16 protein-coding genes and 2 tRNA genes are annotated in these 18,678 nt (G+C 50.7%); 16 read left to right on the top strand and 2 right to left on the bottom strand.

What is annotated here, in order from left to right:
* Positions 1-2: 2 nt before the first annotated feature.
* Positions 3-79: transfer RNA gene (locus NTV65_02715), tRNA-Gly, on the top strand.
* A 221-nt stretch (positions 80-300) separates the two neighbouring features.
* Positions 301-376: transfer RNA gene (locus tag NTV65_02710), tRNA-Gly, on the top strand.
* A gap of 51 nt (positions 377-427) precedes the next feature.
* Here the strand turns inward: NTV65_02710 and NTV65_02705 are convergent.
* Positions 428-1,516, bottom strand: coding sequence for a glycosyltransferase family 4 protein (locus NTV65_02705; GenBank protein MCX6114114.1), 1,089 nt, complete (start codon positions 1,514-1,516; stop codon positions 428-430).
* Between the two features lie 167 nt (positions 1,517-1,683).
* Here NTV65_02705 and NTV65_02700 point away from each other — a divergent pair, with 167 nt between their 5' ends.
* The 8 genes from NTV65_02700 to NTV65_02665 all read left to right on the top strand — a co-directional run bounded on the left by NTV65_02700 (position 1,684) and on the right by NTV65_02665 (position 10,106).
* On the top strand, positions 1,684-2,793 hold the full coding sequence (locus NTV65_02700) for a glycosyltransferase family A protein (protein MCX6114113.1): 1,110 nt from the start codon (positions 1,684-1,686) through the stop codon (positions 2,791-2,793).
* Positions 2,794-2,828: 35 nt separating this feature from the next.
* Positions 2,829-3,575 (top strand): outer membrane lipoprotein carrier protein LolA, encoded by a 747-nt coding sequence (locus tag NTV65_02695; GenBank protein ID MCX6114112.1) that lies wholly within the window; start codon positions 2,829-2,831, stop codon positions 3,573-3,575.
* An 83-nt stretch (positions 3,576-3,658) separates the two neighbouring features.
* Positions 3,659-5,116 (top strand): 30S ribosomal protein S12 methylthiotransferase RimO, encoded by a 1,458-nt coding sequence (gene rimO, locus NTV65_02690; protein ID MCX6114111.1) that lies wholly within the window; start codon positions 3,659-3,661, stop codon positions 5,114-5,116.
* Positions 5,113-5,898 (top strand): glycosyltransferase family 2 protein, encoded by a 786-nt coding sequence (locus NTV65_02685; GenBank protein ID MCX6114110.1) that lies wholly within the window; start codon positions 5,113-5,115, stop codon positions 5,896-5,898. Before rimO ends, NTV65_02685 begins: the two co-directional genes overlap by 4 nt.
* Before the next feature lie 63 nt (positions 5,899-5,961).
* Positions 5,962-7,089, top strand: coding sequence for a transaldolase (gene tal, locus NTV65_02680; protein ID MCX6114109.1), 1,128 nt, complete (start codon positions 5,962-5,964; stop codon positions 7,087-7,089).
* A 41-nt stretch (positions 7,090-7,130) separates the two neighbouring features.
* On the top strand, positions 7,131-8,666 hold the full coding sequence (zwf, locus tag NTV65_02675) for a glucose-6-phosphate dehydrogenase (protein ID MCX6114108.1): 1,536 nt from the start codon (positions 7,131-7,133) through the stop codon (positions 8,664-8,666).
* Between the two features lie 40 nt (positions 8,667-8,706).
* Positions 8,707-9,870 (top strand): acyl-CoA dehydrogenase family protein, encoded by a 1,164-nt coding sequence (locus tag NTV65_02670; protein ID MCX6114107.1) that lies wholly within the window; start codon positions 8,707-8,709, stop codon positions 9,868-9,870.
* Positions 9,871-9,881: 11 nt separating this feature from the next.
* Positions 9,882-10,106: a hypothetical protein gene (locus tag NTV65_02665; protein ID MCX6114106.1), complete on the top strand. Its 225-nt coding sequence runs from the start codon at positions 9,882-9,884 to the stop codon at positions 10,104-10,106.
* 47 nt (positions 10,107-10,153) lie between these two features.
* Here NTV65_02665 and NTV65_02660 read toward each other — a convergent pair whose 3' ends face one another.
* Complete coding sequence (locus NTV65_02660) at positions 10,154-10,627, bottom strand: hypothetical protein (protein MCX6114105.1); 474 nt, start codon at positions 10,625-10,627, stop codon at positions 10,154-10,156.
* A gap of 312 nt (positions 10,628-10,939) precedes the next feature.
* Here NTV65_02660 and NTV65_02655 point away from each other — a divergent pair, with 312 nt between their 5' ends.
* The 6 genes from NTV65_02655 to infB all read left to right on the top strand — a co-directional run bounded on the left by NTV65_02655 (position 10,940) and on the right by infB (position 18,664).
* Complete coding sequence (locus NTV65_02655) at positions 10,940-12,634, top strand: hypothetical protein (GenBank protein MCX6114104.1); 1,695 nt, start codon at positions 10,940-10,942, stop codon at positions 12,632-12,634.
* A 16-nt stretch (positions 12,635-12,650) separates the two neighbouring features.
* Positions 12,651-13,250, top strand: coding sequence for a hypothetical protein (locus NTV65_02650; protein ID MCX6114103.1), 600 nt, complete (start codon positions 12,651-12,653; stop codon positions 13,248-13,250).
* A 263-nt stretch (positions 13,251-13,513) separates the two neighbouring features.
* Complete coding sequence (locus tag NTV65_02645; protein MCX6114102.1) at positions 13,514-14,101, top strand: hypothetical protein; 588 nt, start codon at positions 13,514-13,516, stop codon at positions 14,099-14,101.
* A gap of 63 nt (positions 14,102-14,164) precedes the next feature.
* Positions 14,165-15,661: a transcription termination factor NusA gene (gene nusA, locus NTV65_02640; protein ID MCX6114101.1), complete on the top strand. Its 1,497-nt coding sequence runs from the start codon at positions 14,165-14,167 to the stop codon at positions 15,659-15,661.
* 49 nt (positions 15,662-15,710) lie between these two features.
* Positions 15,711-15,965 (top strand): YlxR family protein, encoded by a 255-nt coding sequence (locus NTV65_02635; GenBank protein ID MCX6114100.1) that lies wholly within the window; start codon positions 15,711-15,713, stop codon positions 15,963-15,965.
* A gap of 32 nt (positions 15,966-15,997) precedes the next feature.
* Positions 15,998-18,664 (top strand): translation initiation factor IF-2, encoded by a 2,667-nt coding sequence (gene infB, locus NTV65_02630; GenBank protein MCX6114099.1) that lies wholly within the window; start codon positions 15,998-16,000, stop codon positions 18,662-18,664.
* Positions 18,665-18,678 lie beyond the last annotated feature (14 nt).

Below are 18,678 nucleotides of genomic sequence, written 5' to 3'. Positions count from 1 at the left end.
GTGCGGGTGTAGCTCAGTTGGCTAGAGCGCTTCCTTGCCAAGGAAGAGGTCGAGAGTTCAAATCTCTTCACCCGCTCCATTTTGCTCCTCTGCAAACTTGGCGTAGCCAAGATTTGCAGGACGGCCAGGGTGGCTGCGTCCCTGGACCCGCTAGGATCAAGGTGGACTCTATTTGTTCCTCTATAAACTTGGCGTAGCCAAGATTTGCAGGACGGCCAGGGTGGCTGCGCCGCTGGACCCGGAAGGTACGGTACCAAAATACCGTCGTGGGATACTTGTAAGAATACGTTGCCGAAACAGGCGGGTGTAGCTCAGTTGGTAGAGTACTTGCTTCCCAAGCAAGATGCCGCGGGTTCGAGTCCCGTCGCCCGCTCCAGAATATCTGCAGAACAGTTTTTATTTGAGCAAGTTGGATTGACGATAGAGATCAACTAATTTGAGGCTCACACAACGCCGTAATCTTTGAAATAACGCTCTCCCAACTAAAGCGCTGCGTTGTCCAGGAGGTGCAATTTTCTGACATGAAGTGCAGGCGCTTCGGATCCGAGAGTAACGCATCGAGCGTTATGGTGAGCGCCTCTTGTGATACCTCATCGACGATACATCCGGTGCTGTTGTGTGCGATCCCTTCAGCTAACCCACCAACGTTAAAGGCTACGACAGGGGTGCCGCAGGCCTGCGCCTCTAATGAGGTTAGAGGAAAGGGATCAAACCAGATTGAGGGCACAACGCAGATTCCCGCCGTGGCGAGTGCGTTAGCGGCCTCCCTCTGTGAGACGTTGCCGTGGAATCTAAGTTCGGGCAGCGCACCTTTGAGCTCCTCGATATTGAGGTATTCAGCGCGTGACCAGAGTGAAGAGCTTCCAAATACATCTAACTCAAGCTTGGGATAGCGTGGTTTTAAGTTTATAAACGCCTCGATCAAAAGGTGCAGGCCCTTATCAGCTACCAGAGCACCTAAAAATACAAGCCGATTTGGATCGTGCCTCTCAGGGGGAGAGGGTTTAAAGATCTCAAAATCTACCCCGTTATGAATTACCGTCATGCGCTCAATCGGTGCCCCCTCAAGCGCTAACTTGTCTCGCTGTGCGTTCGAAACACAGAGGATCTGATCACAGAGATGTTCGAGTAGCTCTGGCCTGAGTCCGGAGTCTCCGGCGCTCCTGTCGTGCGTTATAAAGATCCGTCTGATACAGCTTGTTCTGCGACGTGAAAGGAGAAGAGCAAAGGCCTTGCCCGCGGCCAGCAGAACATAAGGGCCCTGCGCATCAGCCCAATCAAGTGCACGCTCGATATCATAGGTTGGGCCGAGATCTATAAAGGTAACGCCCTGGTCGATGGTTATCGGTTGCTTGAGTCGAGCAGCGAGACATACAGTGCGCCCAGAACGCGCCAGCGCACGCGCTTGATTAAGAGAGGCCATCTCAGCACCACTGTTGGGACCTAACGGATCGAGGGGATGATCGCTGTGGATTAGGAGATAAAGGGGTAAGTCCTGACGGCGTGTAGCGCTCATATCGTTATGATGAAAAAAGATCGGTAAAGGTTTCGGCGCAATGCAGCTACTTGTTTGGGTAACTATCTGTTTATTTGAGAGATTTCTGGAAGCATTGTTGAGTTATCTCCCATCTAATCCAATTATAGGCTGGCGGCGCTCTGAGGAGCTGGTTAGAAAGGATTTCTATGACAAATACTCTGGCACAAGAGCTTCAAACCTCAACCCCACGCGTTAGCGTGATAATGCCACTTTTTAATAAGGCGCCCTTTCTGCGAGAGGGAATCGAGGGCGTCATGCAGCAAAGATACCCGAACCTTGAGATCTTAGTTAGAGATGATGGTAGTAGCGATGATTCGCGCGAGGTTTTACAATCTATAGCTGATCAGAATCCTAACGTAGATATCAAGATCTTTACCGGTGAAAATATGGGAGTTTCGTTCGGCAGAAATTTTCTGATCGAACGCGCATCTAGTCCTGTCATCGTTTCTCAAGATCCAGATGATATCATGCTGCCAGGATTTATAGTCGAGGCGATTAACGCCATGCGCAGCACTGGGGCTCGAATAGTTTATAGCGATGTTGATGTCTTTGGAGTTCAGGAAACTCAGTGGAAGCCGCCAGCCTTTGATCCATTTGGAATACGTTACGCTAACTGCATCGCGGCTTCATTTTGTATGATGGATCGGGATCTTTGGCGCGCTGTGGGAGGGTTCGATCTGGGCTTGCCATTTAATGAAGATTGGAGCTTCTTTATCAGAGCAGCTCAGGAGGGCATCGCAGTACACCGCTTTAATAAGCCGTTCTTTCGCCATCGTCAGACCGAGAGTGGGCTTTATCACTCCTTTATTTTCGGAAATTGGTCACATAATTTGCACCTCGTAATGATTGCAAATCCAGATCTCTATCCGGTGGAGGAGGTACTCGAAGCCGCACGCCGACTGCGTGAGATGCCGGCCAGTTGGAAGCAGAAATTTTGCAATGCTAATGAACAAGTACCTACAAATCCGCTTCCTTACCTGGTGCTAGCTATCGCAGCACTTAGAGATAATGACAACGCCAGCGCCCGCAGTCTTTTGGAACACTCAATCCAGAGCTGCTCAAAGCGTGAGTGGCTGGCTCTGCACCTTCTTGCAGAGCTAACTGAGAGCACCGAGCCGCAGTTAGCCAGCACCTTCTATCACCATGCCCGAATCCGTCGCCCCGATCTCGCTCGGGTGGTTAATAGTCGAATTGACCATCTACTCGCCCAGATACGTGGAGCCCAGGCGACGCCTGGCGCTCATCCACGTACGTGATAGAGTACGGTTGAGTCCAGTTATAAATGATCACAATGAAAGCAATTATCTCGCGCAGCGTACTTCTCAGCTTTGTTATTATAAGCTCAACTATTATAAGCTCAATTATTATAAGCTCAACTGCTACAGCTCAGACGCAGGCCTTTAGCTGCTTAACTGGGGGGAAGTTGACCGGTGAGCAGGGGCGCACCCTACTTGAGAAGGTACAGGCCCGCTATTCACAGATCGAATCCCTTGAGGGCTCCTTTAAGCAGGACTCCTACGTGGCAGCACTTGATGAGGGGGAGGTTAGCTCAGGCGAGATGATCTTCGCCAAGCCCGGCCGCATGCGTTGGAGCTACAAGCAGCCCCGAGAGCAGGAGGTTGTAATCCGCGAGCGCGAGCTTTGGCTCTATCAGATCGATAAACAACAGATCTTAATCGACGATATTGGGCAGGTATTGCTCTCGAACCTGCCGGTCTCATTTATGATGGGAATAGGCAATCTGAGCCGCGATTTTGAGCTTAAGGGGGCCTGTCGTGGAGCTGAGGGGGTGGTGCTAACCCTCTCCCCACAGCCCTCAAAAACTGCGGCGGACCAGAAAGATTCTTTAGATGGGTTTGAGCTCCTAATAGACGAGGCTCAAAACCTCCCAAAAGGTGCTAAAATCAAGTCCTTAGGTGGTAATGTAACCGCCATTATATTTGACAAACTGAGGGTAGGGTCGGGCTCAATAGATGCTCTAAAATTTGTTTTAGAGTACCCAAAAGGTGTAGATGTAATGGACCGACGCATTCACTAGCGCTCTGCCCCCCTATGGTTGGCGGGGTTTGACCGTGTATGGGTTGAGGAGAAGAAACGGATTATCTCATTAGATCTAGTTGTATGAAGTCAGCCTTATCGATACTTCCCATTAATGATGGCCAAGCAACCAGCTGCTCCTCTGTGGCGGTGAATATTAACGAGCCACAAGCGCTCGACGGCAAGGTCGTCTTTGCTGGTCGAGCCGCCGTCGTAACTCTTGGCTGCGCCAAGAATCAGGTCGATTCCGAGGTTATGATAGGGGTGCTTAGGAACTCCGGATTTGAGATCGTAAACGAGCTCAGCAGAGCTGACGTGGCGATCATAAACACCTGCGGCTTTCTTGAGAGCGCCGTTAAGGAGAGCGTTGACTGTGTTCTTGAACTCTCTGAACTTAAAAAATCAGGCAGCCTTCGTCGGTTGCTCGTTGCTGGCTGCATGGTCGAGCGTTACAAGGGGGATATTCGCAAAGCGCTCCCTGAGGTGGATTCCTTTATCGCACTTGATGGGCTGCTCAGCGTTGGTCAGGCAGCACTCGGTACAGATGACTCGCTGCGAGATATTCTACATGAGGGCGCGCGCCCATACTTTCTTTACGACGACACGATGCCTAGACATCTCGCATCGCGCCGACATATGGCGTACGTCAAGGTTTCGGAGGGGTGTAATAGACCGTGCGCCTTCTGTATCATTCCGCAGATTCGCGGAGCGATGCGCAGTCGTTCGATCGAATCGGTTGCGCGCGAGGTCCAGGCGTTAGGTGCTCAGGGTGTGCGTGAGATCAACCTAGTTGCCCAGGATCTAACCGCCTTCGGTAATGACAATGGTTCCGGTCGTCTGGTCGATCTTTTGCGAACGTTAGATGATACCAAGGCGATGCCCTGGATCCGTCTTTTATACGCCTATCCTGTAGGGGTTGATGATGAACTTCTAGCTGCAATCATGGATCTACCCTCAGTATGCGAGTATCTCGATGTGCCGCTCCAGCATGCAAGTGAGGATGTTCTTAAGGCGATGAAGAGGCCGATCGGTCGCTACGGCTCTAGACGCTTTGTTGAGTATGTGCGCTCAAAGGCGGCCGGAATTAAGCTCCGTACTACCTTTATAGTTGGATTTCCTGGAGAGACCGAACAAGATATTCAGGATCTTGAGAACTTTGTCGCTGATGGACACTTTGAAAGCGTGGGGGTATTTACCTACTCACCGGAGCAGGGAACCGCTGCCTTCGATATGAAGGACCAGATCTCAGATAAGGAGAAGCGCGCTAGGCGTGACCGTGTGATGTTGGCGCAGCAGAAGGTTCGAGTCGCTCGCAATAGGGAGTATATCGGGCAGGAGCTTGATGTTCTAGTCGAAGGTCCGCACGAAGAGACCGAGATGCTGCTCTCTGCGCGTACACGCTTTCAGGCCCCTGAGGTCGACGGCTCTGTGCTTATTAACGATGTGGTTGAGGGGCTCGGAATCATTGAGCCTGGACATATGGGGCGCCTTGCGATAACAGAGATCTCTGGATACGATCTAGTAGGAACCTTAATTGCATGAGTAAGCCACGAATCGGGATCTTTATAATCGCGTACAACGCGGTTCATCACCTCAACAAGACCATCGCTCGTATTCCACCTGAGATATACGAGGCGGTAGAGGAGATCTTTGTTATTGATGATTGCAGCCAGGACAACTCTTACTATGCTGCACTTGGCTACAAGGCTGAGTTTGATATCAAGAAGCTTACGGTTCATAGAAATAAAAAGAACCAGGGCTACGGGGGCAATCAGAAGGTAGGATATCAGTACGCGATCGACCGCGGCTTTGATATAGTGGCGCTCGTGCACGGTGATGGTCAGTACGCGCCTGAAGCTCTACCCGCCTTACTTGAGCCGCTTGTAAAGGGAGAGGCCGAGATGGTCTTTGGATCCCGTATGGCTACCTCTACAGCGGCTCTTAAGGGAGGAATGCCGATCTATAAGTTCTTAGGAAACAGGATCCTGACCTATTGCCAGAATCACATGTCTGGCCTGCAGCTCTCTGAATACCACTCTGGATACCGGCTTTACTCCGTAGATGCTCTCAAGCGGATTCCATTTGAATCGTTTACAAACAATTGGCACTTCGATACCCAGATTATCCTCGCCATGGCAGAACGGAATTTTAGAATAGCAGAGAGCCCAATTCCAACCTACTATGGTAATGAGATCTGCCATGTAAACGGCATCCCTTATGCCTTTCACTGCCTGATGACCACCTACCAGTTCTACCGCAATCGCAGAAGAAACGTGCTTTCCTATCCAGGTGCTATGGATATCCCTCGGATCGTGCGTTCATAGCTTTAGTATTTTGCGATAATTCAGTATATCCTATCGGTTAGTTCAGGTTCAGGAGAAAAGTTCATGTCACATACTAAGAATCCACAGATCCTCGCCCTTAATGAGCTCGGACAGTCCGTTTGGTACGACAATCTTTCTAGAGATGTTTTGCGCTCAGGCGAGTTAAGCTCCCTAATCCAGGAAGGAGTATCTGGCCTTACCAGCAATCCAACGATCTTCAAGCAGGCCATCGCTGATACCAGTAATTACGATGAGGATATGAAACAGCCTGAGCTTAAAGAGCTGCCAACGGAGGCGCTCTGTGAGGAGCTGATGGTACGTGACGTTGCAGCAGCGGCCGATCTTCTCAGGCCGGTCTACGACGCAACTAACACTGGAGATGGCTATGCGAGTATCGAGGTATCTCCGTACCTCTCTGCTGATGGAAAGGGAACGGTTGAGGCAGCGCTGCGCCTTTGGAAGAAACTGAACCGCCCTAATATCATGATCAAGATTCCGGCAACGCCGGAGTGTATCCCTGCTGTTCAGGCCGTGCTTGAGCAGGGGATTAATGTAAACATTACCCTAATTTTTTCAACGCAGGTATACGAGCAGGTAGCGAACGCCTATCTCTCTGCCCTTGAGACGCGCGCCAGAAAGGGCGAGTCGCTGCAGGGAATCTCCTCCGTTGCCAGTTTCTTCGTGTCACGAGTGGATGCCAGCGTAGAAAAAAGTTTTGATGAGCTGGTTAAGGGTGGAAAAGCGCAGGCAGGAGAGAAGGAGTTCTTTCTTGGTAAGGCTGGCATAGCGAACTCAAAGTTAGCGTACGCGGCTTTTGAGCGCATCTTTGGTTCAGAGAGATTTAAGCTCCTCCAAGATCAGGGGGCGCTAGTTCAACGACCGCTCTGGGCGAGCACAGGTACCAAGAATCCAGCCTTTAAGTCGGTCATGTACGTGGAAGAGCTGGCGGGACGAGATACGGTTAATACCATGCCGCCGGGGACCGTTAAGGCCCTTTTGGCAGGTGGAGATATCGAGCCAAGGCTGCATAATGGGCTAAAAGAGGCAGAGAGCTTAATTTCAAAGGTTAACTCACTGGGTGTTGTGACCGATAATCTTCTGAGGGATCTTCAGGTTGCTGGGGTTAAGAGCTTTGCAGATTCCTATAAAGAGCTGCTGGCGTCGATTGATACCAAGCGGCAGAATATATAGCGGCAGTATATTTAGGGCGGTGTAACTAACGAGGGCGCATAGTGACTGAGAATTTAGTGGAAGATCCTACAAATAGAATCGTTCGACCACCAGCTACTTTATTGGTGATTTTTGGAGCTAGCGGAGATCTCACCTCTCGCAAGCTTATTCCAGCGCTCTGTAATCTAGCCGAGGATCAATATCTTCCAGAGAACTTCATAGTAATAGGCTCATCACGCTCAAAGTTGAGCGATGATGAGTTTAGGGCCAAGGTATATGAGGGAATCAAGAGATACTCCCGACGCCAGATTAGCCCAGAGGTATGGAGTAAGTTTGCAAAGAATCTCTTCTATCAGCCGTGTAACGGAGAGGTTCTTAGCGACTTTGAACTTCTTAAGCAGCGCATGCACGAGGTTTCCCACGAATATACGGAGCAGTTCAACTACGTATATTATCTAGCGATGGCGCCACAGTTCTTTGGGTCAATCGCCTCTAATCTTAAGGAGGTGGGGCTGATAGAGGAATTTGCGACGTCGAGTCGTCGCACATCTGTCGTAGTCGAGAAGCCCTTTGGGCACGACCTTGAGTCTGCACGAGAGCTTAATAAAATTATCCGTCAAAGTTTGGCAGAGGAACAGATCTATCGTATCGATCACTATCTCGGAAAGGAGACCGTACAAAATATCCTCGTCTTTCGCTTCGCTAACGGTATCTTTGAGCCGTTGTGGAACAGAAAGTACGTGGATCATATTCAGATCTCGGTCTGTGAGGATATCGGTATCGGAAATCGCGCGGCGTACTTCGATCAGAACGGCATCCTGCGCGATATCGTTCAGAACCATGTGCTGCAGATGCTGGCGTTGCTCTGTATCGAGCCGCCGATATCGCTTAGTGATGCCGACAGTATCCGTAACGAAAAAGCTAAGGTTCTACGCTCTATTAAGCGCATGACACCGGAAGAGGTGCATAAGAATACGGTGCGTGCTCAGTATACTGGTGGGCTTATCGCAGGCGAGTCGATACCTGGGTATTGCGAGGAGAAGGATGTATCCAATGATTCTAAGACAGAAACCTTCGTTGGATTAAAGCTTGAGATCGATAACTGGCGTTGGAGTGGAGTTCCGATCTACATCCGCGCAGGAAAGCGGCTACCTAAGCGCATTACTGAGATAACTATCTTCTTTATTAAGGCACCTGACTCACTCTTTAAGGGGCGCCAGGTGGGCGAGCTTGAGCATAACGTGCTTTCAATTCAGGTCCAGCCGAAGGAGGGCATGTCTCTAAGGATTAGCGCAAAACCCCCCGGCCCACGCATGAGGGTTAGGCCAGTTGAAATGGATTTTACTTACGATAGCTCCTTTGGAGTCGCCTCACCGGAGGCTTACGAGCGCTTACTGCTCGATGTAATGAAGGGGGATGCAACCCTCTTTACCCGTAACGATGAGATCGAAGAGTCCTGGGATCTCCTTGCGCCTATATTTAAGGCATGGAGTTCACCTGATGCGCCACCGTTAAAACAGTACGAAGCTGGAACGTGGGGACCAGCAGAGGCAGATGATCTCTTGAAGCCTATGCAACATGCCTGGAGAAAGCTGTAGAGTTTTTGTCACCAGGTTAATAGTTACGGAGATTGATTAGGTGCTTAGATTAGCCCTCTCAGAGCAGAGCGAAGAGTTTCGTAAAACCTTACGTGATTGGTTAGCAAATAATACACCCCCTGTAGAGACGGCGGATACATCGCTTGAGCAGTTCGAGCGGGTCGGGCGTGCTTGGCAGAGACAACTTGCAGATGGGCGTTGGCTAGCTACCCACTGGCCCGTTGAATTCGGAGGTCGTGGACTCTCCCTCGTAGAAGAGGCCATAGTGCAGGAGGAGCTGGTGCGGGTCTCTGCTCCGCAGGTTCTCGGTCTCTTTGGTCTGACGATGGTTGGACCGATCCTTATCTCGCACGGCACAAAGGTGCAACGCGAGCGTTTTCTTCCACGGCTACTTTCGGGCGACGATATCTGGTGTCAGGGCTTCTCTGAGCCCGGGGCGGGTAGCGATCTCGCCGCTGTTAAAGCGCGAGCAGTTCCGGTTGATGGTGGCTACAAGCTCTCTGGACAGAAGGTTTGGACCAGCTTCGCGCATATAGCTGATTGGTGCTTTGTGTTATGCCGCACCTCCGAGGCAGAAAAAAAACATGAAGGGCTATCCTATCTTCTGGTTGATATGAAATCTGCCGGAATACGAACTAGGCCCTTGCAGCAGATTAGTGGAGACCGAGAGTTTAATGAGGTTTTCTTTGATGAGGTATTCGTTCCCGCAGAGCAGCTTGTGGGACAGCAGGGTGAGGGGTGGAAGATCGCTATCTCTACCCTGATGTTTGAACGTGTGGTGCTAACATTTGCAAGGCAGTTACAATCAGAGGTAGCGCTAAATAAGATGCTCACAGAATTTGCAACGACGGCCTCCGCTAGTCACCGTGTTGAACTGGCTCGTGCGGTTGTGGATGCCTGTGCAACGCGCGCCTTGGCGTATTCGCACCTTATGAAGTACACCCCTGGAGATACTCCCGGCCCAGAGGGCTCAATTGACAAGCTGTTGTGGAGCGAGGGTTTTCAACGGCTCTGTAAATTGGGTGTTGCGCTGGTTGGTAGTAAAGCAGCCCTTGGGGAGGTTTCCGGAGAAGCCGCAGCGATAGTACATTACTACCTTTATTCACGTGGGCGCACTATCGCCGCGGGTAGCTCTGAGATCCAGCGCAATATCATTGCAGAGCGCATCTTAGGGCTTCCGCGCCTAAGGTATGAAAAGAGCTAAGACTACCCCGTATGAATAACGCACCTCAAGTACGCTCTGAAGATGATCAGCGCCGCAGGGTTCGACGTATCGGGCTCCTTATAATCGTTGTACTTGTAGTTGTAGCGGGGGTTGGCTCCTGTGCGCGGGCAATCGGCCATTATTCCACTGAAATCGTAGACCCGAATGGGGATCTGCGGTTTGAACTGAATGTTGCAGAGTTGATGGCAGAGGATCGTTTAAAGAGGGGAGTGTGACGTATAGATCATTCCAGAGGAACGATTTAACGATACACTCCCCTGGGTTACTCAACCTTACTTAAGATGGCCTCGAGCTTAGCAATTTCTTGCTCTGAACTCTTTGCCTTCTTTTTTAAAACTCGCCATTTCTTATCCAGATTGCAGTGGCGTAAATAAAGTCTGAGCATCAATGCAGAAATCTTTCTCTCAATCTCTTCGGCCCACCAATCTTGCCCGAATTTGTCCTCAGCAGAAGTGTAGTGAGTCCACCACTTTTCGCCGGCTTTCTGGAATTTGATGAGCACCTGCCGATATCGGAGCTCGTTCCGCCCGAACTTCTCTTGAAGTTCGTGCAACTCAGCATGCAATTCAGAATCAGTAACTCGCAGCCAATGGATATTCTCCTTGGCATCGGTTACCGCCTCTTCGCAGGCGATTGAACAGCAGAGGGGTACTGTATGCTTTCTGGATGAGCATACAGGACAACTACTATTACTATCTGGCTTTGAAAAATGGAACGGCGCATGATCATTAATCATCTGTCGACTCCTTTAAAAAACCTAAGGTTCTAACGTCACTACTCCCACACCGGCCGATAGCCCTCGATCCGTGTGGAAGCAGTTACCACCATCTACCCAAAACAATACATCGTATTGAATATAACAGAATATGCCGGATAGTCACATCTGCTAAAACGGCTATTTAGCAAATAGCACACGGGCAATATAAATACTTAGTAATATCAAATAGCTGCAATAATCTCCAACACTGTACTAACTATTTCCTCTTGGTGGATGGCGCTTCAATAGCTAGGCTTACCTACAGAGCTTTTTTTGGAGGTTTGTCGGCTAATGCAAGTGAATGCACAACACCGAAGGATGTCAGCAGGGGTTTCAGAGCGCCAATGGCACTGTGACTTAGCGGAGGGGCTTCTTAAGCCAAAAAACTCAAGTGATATCTATCATCCACAACCGTTCTCAACCTTTAAATCTCTAGGGTTTCCTGCGGTTAGCTCAATCCCAATGTGCGAGCAGTTGGTCGATGGGCACCCTCTGGAGCCATTTATACGTAAGGTAAAGCCCCTAAGTATTAATGATCTTCATCAAGTTCTCTCTCACCCCCTACTGGATCTCTCTCTAATAGGCTTTAAGACCGGCTCCGTAACGGCGGCTCTTAATCCTCAGATGAGGTCCTTTGAGGGAGCGCATCACTGCGAAGACTATTCACGCAATATGTGGACCAGAGACAGCATCATTACCGCCACGGCGCTTAACCGAGCAGGGTTCTCTGATGTAGCAGAGCAGATCATAAAGAATCTCTGGAGCTTCACCGGTGGTCAGGATCATCGCGGAAAGATCCTGCAATTTCACTGGGGCTCTCCTGAAGAGCGTCGTCAATTATTTCTAGATGGAAATAACGGGCCACACGTTAAGTTCTCTGTTGGCAATCACGGGGAGCTTAACTTCTGCGATCACGATTGGGGGCACCAGCAACTTGATGCATTAGGTGCGATGGTCTGGGCTCCGTATCGCTTTGCTAATCAGGATGCGAGGTATGGCCAGATAGGGAACTACCCGCGCTTTGACCTGAGAAGCATCGATCCGGATCAGAACGCGAAGGATTCAATCCTGCCTGCAACCATCAAGATGTTTTTTGGAGCTGGAGTTCATAACACCCTTGATTATGGACCATGGGAGGATATTCGGGAGTGGCGACGCGCAACGAGTGTTGGAATCGTAGTTGCCGGTCTGCATGAAGCCAAGATTTTTCACGAGCGAGAGGGATGGGAGCATCTACCGGTTGAATATGGCGGTGTCCAGGATGGTGCCGCATTTCGTGAGCAGTTAGAGGAGACCTTAGAGCGTTGTACCCAGACCGTAGAGGATCGGATCCCTCAATCTGGATATGCAACTGAGTGCGATCGACGTCCGTGCGATTCTGCCATGGCGTTGTTGCTCTATCCCTTTGATTGCAATTTGAAGATAGAGCGTCAAAATACGATCCTGCGTACGGTCTATCGCAACATGGGCGAGGCGGGCTTTCGTCGATGGGAGATGGATGAGAGAGAGGGCCCAGATCGTTACGTGGGCCAAGATTACTTTCAAAATCCGGACAAGGGGGATAGGGGCGAGTTCGCTGCGCGAAGCTCCGATATGCGCCCAGCAGAGTGGAGCCTCTTTGATCCCTTACTGGCCGCATACTTCTATAGGCGCTTTGTCGAGTCTGGTGCGCGTGAGGTTGAATCTTTCGTTTATGCGGATCGACATATGAAACGCGCCATATCCTTTATAACCCCTCGACCAGAGACCTTGCATGTATTGGGGAAGGGGCGTGACTACCAGATTCCTTCCGGTATTTTGCCGGAGGCTTTTGCCTGGGATTCAAAGCGTGAAGAATGGAGAGCTAATCACAATTCGCCACTTCTAATGGCGCAGGCCGCGCTTGGTCTTGCATTTGAGCGGGGTCAGGAAGCGACGTTGCTCGTGGATTTTCATCTACGAGAAGCACGTGCGCTCAATCGAATGTTTCATGCAGCAACCGGCTAACGAACGTGGAGAACATGTGACGATTAGCGTTAGTAACTCCTCGCAGCTTCTGTCGGTATCCGATGTTAGCGCGCTTCCGACACAGGCCATTGACTCATGCTGGAACGGCATAGCGCTGCCGCAGCCCTTTAAATGGAGCCTTGCACGCGATCCTAAAACGCTCTGGTTTGTAGGCACACTTCCCGCTCTCCCTGATTATGATAGCACGCTCTCAAAGGGTGAATTTGTCGAGGGGCTATGGGAACGCGATGTTGTCGAGCTCTTTATCAAGGAGAGCAGTGGGCGTTACCAAGAGTTTAATATAAGTCCGGCAGGTGCGTGGTGGACGGTTTTGTTGAACTCATATCGCACGCGGGCTCCGATCACAAAGCGCCCGCAGCTAGTAGCGCTAGAAGTTGTGCAATCAAAGGTGGGCTGGAGTATGGTTTTTGGTGTTGAGATCTCTAGTCTTGAGGTCTCTCTTGAGCCGGATTCACTGATACATGTTTCGGGCATTATGCATAAGCCACGACAACGATTTCTCTCCTCAAATCGTATTGATGGGATTGAGCCTGATTTTCATGCGCCAGGGTGCTTTCAACCCATAGCGTTTGTGCTCAGACGCCTAACTAGCTAAAATAACGCTAGAATGTCACTTGATAGTGCGATATTTACCGCACCTCGACAGAGTTGAACGTCACGCCACCTTATGATAACCTGTTATTAACTCTGGCAGATCTCTGCTGGGCGGGCGTGGTCTCATGTCCGTTACGTTATCCTGTTACACTATTGGTTTATCAGGGTCACGCGAAAGGTGGCAGCGCATGGGTTGTGTCCGCAGTGCGGGCAGCTTGGTGATCATTAGTGATCATCCATAATTATTAAATAGGGTGCTTCAGTATGGCCGTTGGCCAAACGCAAACAGTGAAACAAAGCTCTTTATGGAGCGTTATCCATGCGGTAGCGCTTGAAGAGGGAGTCGAGCTGTTTGATATAGACATGCCAGGTGAGGGCGGTGAATCCGAGGGCCGCGGGCTGCTGCGAGTATATATCACTCGAGATCGTAGTAAGGATGCGCAGAGCGTTGAGCCTGCTGCGCCGATAAGCGAAGATGGTACAGTATTGCCTGCAGAGGTATTACGCACAGGGGTGTTGTTTGAGGAGTGTGTTCGAGTAAGCAAGCGTTTGCTCGATATCGATGAGAACGATGGTTTGATTCCAGACAACTGTTTGCTTGAGGTTTCAAGCCCAGGAGTCAATCGACGGTTGCGTCGAGTCGAACAATTTGAGGGTGCGATTGGTGAGCGGGTGCGGGTTAAGTTTCGCGGTGAAAATAACAGCGGAGATAAGACCAGCCAGACCGTTACTGGGCTATTAAGATCAGTAATTGGGGAAACGCTTGAGATCGATGGAGAGGAGAAGAGCGGGGCTGTTTCAGTTAGCCTGTGCGATGTGAAAGAGGCACGGATCGATTTTAAATTTGAGTAGCGACCTCTCGCCACAAAGATGGTGAGTGGGATCTGATTGACGAGAATAGATGAGGAAATAGGTATGTCATCAAACTTTGACCTTAATGCAATCCTTAGCCAAATGGGGCGTGATAAGGGTATTGATAAGCAGGTGCTGATTGAGGCTGTTGAGTCTGCGATGTTATCCGCGGCTCGTAAGCACTTTGGGCACAACTTAAATCTTGAGACCAAGTTTAACGAGGAGACTGGAGAGATCGAAGTGGTCCAGTTTAAGGTCGTAGTGGAACGGGTTGAGGATAACGATACTCAGATATTGCTTAAGGAGGCCCGTGCTGAGGTTGATCCAGACGCAATGATCGGTGATGAGCTCGGTAAAAAGCTCGATACAGAGGTGCTCGGTCGTATCGCCGCACAGACCGCAAAGCAGGTCATTATGCAGAAGGTTCGTGACGCAGAGCGCGGAGTTATATTCGAGGAGTACAAGGACTCTAAGGGCGATCTTATTAACGGCATCGTGCTCAGACTTGAGCGTGGTAACATCGTGGTGAATCTTGGACGCACTGAGGCAATTCTGCCGAAGCGTGAGCAGATTCAACGTGAACGTTATCGCCCAGGGGATCGCCTACGTGGAATGATACTTGACGTTGACCGTTCAGCACGAGGACCGCAGATCATCCTTACTCGTAGCCATCCAGATCTTCTTAAGAAGCTCTTTGAGCTTGAGGTTCCTGAGATCGCCGATCGCGTCATTGAGCTCAAAGCCGTTGCTCGTGAGCCAGGTGAGCGTGCTAAGATCGCTGTATATTCAAACGACTCCGGAGTGGATCCGGTTGGTGCCTGCGTTGGTATCAAGGGCTCTCGCGTACAGGCTGTTGTGCAGGAGCTGCGTGGAGAGCGTATCGATATTATCACATGGACACCTGACGAGCCCTCCTTCGTTGCGCGCGCATTGTCGCCAGCAGAGGTTAGCCGCGTAGTTGTGGACGAGGAGCAACACTCCATGGAGGTTATCGTTCCTGATGATCAACTCTCACTCGCAATCGGTCGCCGTGGACAGAACGTGAAGCTCGCGAGCAAGCTTTCTGGCTGGCGTATCGATGTTCGAAGCGTGTCGGTTGCCGAAGAGGAGGCGCGCAGAGCGCGTGCTGCTCTCAGTGCAATTCCAGGTATCGACTTTATGCATGCCGAGCTGCTCTTTCAGCACGGCTACCGTGGTGTTCGAGAGATATCAGATGTTGCGCTTGAGGAGCTCTTTGAGGTTGAGGGACTTTCTCAGGATCAGGCTTCCGAGATTCATAAGAATGCTAGGGCGTATGCCGAGCAGATGGGAGATGAGCTCGATAAGGTTGCTGTAGCAGAGAGTGAGACGCTATCGGATCTAGATCGGCTGCCTATTACCGCTGATATTCGAGAGATGTTAATCGGAGCCGGTTATAAGACGATTCAGAAAGTTGTAGAGGCCGAAGATGATGCTCTCCGTCTGGTGAGCGGCATTGAGGATGGAGATATTGAGCAGATTCGTGCGGCAGCTGATTCGTTCCTCAAGAGTGGAACTAATCGCGCTGCGCCGCTTCTGTAGGGATAAGGAGTCGTAGGGGGAGAGCTTGGGAGTTTCGGAGCGGACATGTTTGATCTGTCGCTCTAAGGCGAGCAAGGCGAGCCTTCTGCGCATGGTTTTATGTGAAGGCGTATTGGTTTGGGATGAGGGACAGCGGTTACCCGGCAGGGGAGCCTATGTGCACCCTGATATCGGATGCATATCCCGTATGGGACAGGCGGCGAGATGGGAGCGAGCGTTACGCATCTCGCAGGGGATACTCAATATAGAGCAGTTAAGGCTAACGGTAGTTCGCCTGATGGATCGAGTAACGAAGCAACAGTAGGCGATAGGCGCTAGCAAGATATAGAAAGGCACATGTCAAAGATAAGAATTCATGAACTAGCAAAAGAGCTCGGAGTCGAGAACAAGGTCGTTCTTGCGAAGGCTCAGGATCTTGGTATTCGCGGTAAGAGCTCGCATTCACACTCGCTCGAAGCAGATGAGTCCGATGCGATCCGCAGAGCCCTTATTCGGCAGGCGCTGGGTATATCCAAGAACGAAAACTCGGAAACGGTGACACGTAGAGTTGATCTAGCCACGGGAGCAACCGATACGGTTGTAGAAAAAAGGGCAGGCGGCGTAATTCGTCGTCGCCGATCGGTCGATACAGCTGAGACCACAGGCGAGACCACAGTTGAGACCACATTTGAGACAATGGTACCGAATGAGATTCAGGCCGAAGATGATTTAAATGCGCAAACATCGCCCGCAGCAGCACTTGCTGGAGACGCTTGGGATCTGAGTGAGTCTGAGCAGACCAATGCCTTACCGCAGCATGTTGAGGCTGCAAAAGAGGAGCAGAATTCTAGCCAGGAGCAGATAGAGACAACAGCGCTTGAATCTATGGGTGCAGCAGGTAGCAAGGCTAAAGAAACAGCGGCGTCAGTATTGCAACAGCCACAGCAGGCTGGAGTTGTTAGTACTAATAGGCCTGGCCCACGTATTCTGGGTAAGATCGAGCTTCCACAGCGCCGAGTTATCGTACGTGCAGTTGAAGTGAAACGGCCTACTAAGGGTGTGCCTGTCGTAGCTGCGCGACCCATTATCGTTGATGAGGACGAGGGTCAGCAAAAGAAGGGAATTAAAAAGGGACGCAAGCGCGAGATCAGTAGTGTCGATTTAGTTGATTATGGTGGTCGAGAGAACCGTCGCCCAAAGCAAAGGGGACAGAGGGGTAATCCCACAGGGATGCGAGGATCTGACCTTGAAAAGCTTAAGGTCGCCAAGCGCGTTATTGAATTAGGGGATTCAATAACGGTTGGGGAACTTGCTAAGCAGATGAGTCTTAAGTCAGGCGAAGTTATTGCTAAACTGCTTGGTCTAGGTATCCTTGCAACGATCAATCAGGCGATCGACAAAGATACCGCTACTATCGTAGCCGACGAGTTGGGCTATGAAGTTAAGCATGTCGAGTTTAACGAGCAGGACATTATTCAGGATATTGTTGAAGAGGAGGTTGGAAACCTACAACCACGCCCACCGGTAGTTACCGTTATGGGACACGTTGATCACGGTAAAACCTCTTTGCTCGATAAAATTCGCAGCGCCGCAGTTGCAGCCAAGGAGGCGGGTGGAATTACGCAGCATATCGGGGCCTACAGTGTGACCACTGCAGGGGGCAAAGTCATTACGTTTATTGATACGCCTGGTCACGCGGCATTTACAGCTATGCGCGCGCGCGGAGCTCAAGTTACAGATATCGTTGTGCTGGTTGTTGCGGCGGATGATGGAGTGATGCCGCAGACGAGGGAGGCTATTAACCACGCACAGGCTGCGAAGGTTCCGCTGATCGTTGCTATTAATAAGATGGATAAGGCGGATGCTAATCCGGATCGCGTACGAACTCAGTTGGCAGAGCTAGGCCTGCAACCGGAGGATTGGGGTGGAGACACCATGTTCTGCCGCGTATCTGCACTTAAGGGTGACGGTATCCCTGAGTTGCTAGATGGCATTCTGGTACTGGCAGAGGTCAAGGAGCTTAAGGCTAATGCAGAGCGTCGTGCGAAGGGTACGATTCTCGAGAGCAGGCAGGATCGTGGGCGCGGCGTGGTTGCTACGGTGCTCGTTCAGGCAGGAACGCTCAAGGTTGGAGATAACTTTGTAAGCGGCTCAGAGTATGGCCGAGTTCGAACGATGAACAATTACAAGGGTGATAAGATTGAGGCTGCGGGCCCATCTGTGCCAGTTGAGATTACAGGGCTAACCGGTATGCCGGACTCGGGAGATGATTTTCTCGCCCTTGCGAGTGAATCTGATGCTCGCGAGGTTGCAAGTAACCGTATGCAGCTAAAGCAGCAGCAGCAACGTGCGCTTGCAACAGGTCCAATTAGCCTTGAAGAGTTTGCCAAGAAAGCAAGCGGCCAGGCCGCTCAGGAGCTTAATGTAATTCTTAAGGCGGATGTACAGGGTTCTGTAGAGGCCGTTAAGGATTCTATTGAGAAGCTCTCAGGAGATAAGGTTAAGGTGCGAGTTCTGCACTCAGCGGTTGGCGGTATTAATGAAAGCGACGTGCAGCTTGCGATCGCATCACGCGCCATCATAGTTGGTTTCGGAGTGCGAGGAGAGCCGCGTGTTATGGCTGAAGCCGAGAAGTCCAGCGTACAGATCCGGTTCTACCGTGTGATATACGAGCTCTTGGACGATATGAAGAACGCCATGCTCGGCTTGTTAGCGCCTATTAAGCAGGAGTCCAGTCTTGGACGTGTAGAGGTTCGTGACACTTTTAGTATTCCTAAGATCGGTGTAATAGCTGGTTGTTACGTTACAGGTGGTTTGGTTCGCAGAAATGCTAACGCCCGCTTGCTGCGTGACAGCCGTGTTATTCATGAGGGCAAGATGTCTAGCCTAAGGCGCTTTAAGGATGACGTGCGTGAAGTGCAAGCTGGCTTTGAGTGCGGTATCGGCCTTGAGGGCTTCAACGATGTGAAGATTGGAGATGTCGTAGAGGTGTTTGAGTATAAAGAGATCGCTGCGACCCTTTAGGTAGCATCCCTGAA

Source organism: Pseudomonadota bacterium (assembly GCA_026390555.1).
Taxonomy (GTDB): domain Bacteria; phylum Bdellovibrionota_C; class UBA2361; order UBA2361; family OMII01; genus OMII01.
This window is presented reverse-complemented; position numbering and strand designations above follow the sequence as displayed.

Bases quoted from the DNA above. Each gene is read 5' to 3' on its own strand.
- NTV65_02700 (MCX6114113.1), top strand. From the start codon at position 1,684: ATGACAAATACTCTGGCACAAGAGCTTCAAACCTCAACCCCACGCGTT.
- NTV65_02685 (MCX6114110.1), top strand. From the start codon at position 5,113: ATGAGTAAGCCACGAATCGGGATCTTTATAATCGCGTACAACGCGGTT.
- NTV65_02645 (MCX6114102.1), top strand. From the start codon at position 13,514: ATGGCCGTTGGCCAAACGCAAACAGTGAAACAAAGCTCTTTATGGAGC.
- NTV65_02695 (MCX6114112.1), top strand. From the start codon at position 2,829: ATGAAAGCAATTATCTCGCGCAGCGTACTTCTCAGCTTTGTTATTATA.
- infB (MCX6114099.1), top strand. From the start codon at position 15,998: ATGTCAAAGATAAGAATTCATGAACTAGCAAAAGAGCTCGGAGTCGAG.
- tal (MCX6114109.1), top strand. From the start codon at position 5,962: ATGTCACATACTAAGAATCCACAGATCCTCGCCCTTAATGAGCTCGGA.
- NTV65_02705 (MCX6114114.1), bottom strand. From the start codon at position 1,516: ATGAGCGCTACACGCCGTCAGGACTTACCCCTTTATCTCCTAATCCAC.
- NTV65_02655 (MCX6114104.1), top strand. From the start codon at position 10,940: ATGCAAGTGAATGCACAACACCGAAGGATGTCAGCAGGGGTTTCAGAG.
- rimO (MCX6114111.1), top strand. From the start codon at position 3,659: ATGAAGTCAGCCTTATCGATACTTCCCATTAATGATGGCCAAGCAACC.
- nusA (MCX6114101.1), top strand. From the start codon at position 14,165: ATGTCATCAAACTTTGACCTTAATGCAATCCTTAGCCAAATGGGGCGT.
- NTV65_02660 (MCX6114105.1), bottom strand. From the start codon at position 10,627: ATGATTAATGATCATGCGCCGTTCCATTTTTCAAAGCCAGATAGTAAT.
- NTV65_02665 (MCX6114106.1), top strand. From the start codon at position 9,882: ATGAATAACGCACCTCAAGTACGCTCTGAAGATGATCAGCGCCGCAGG.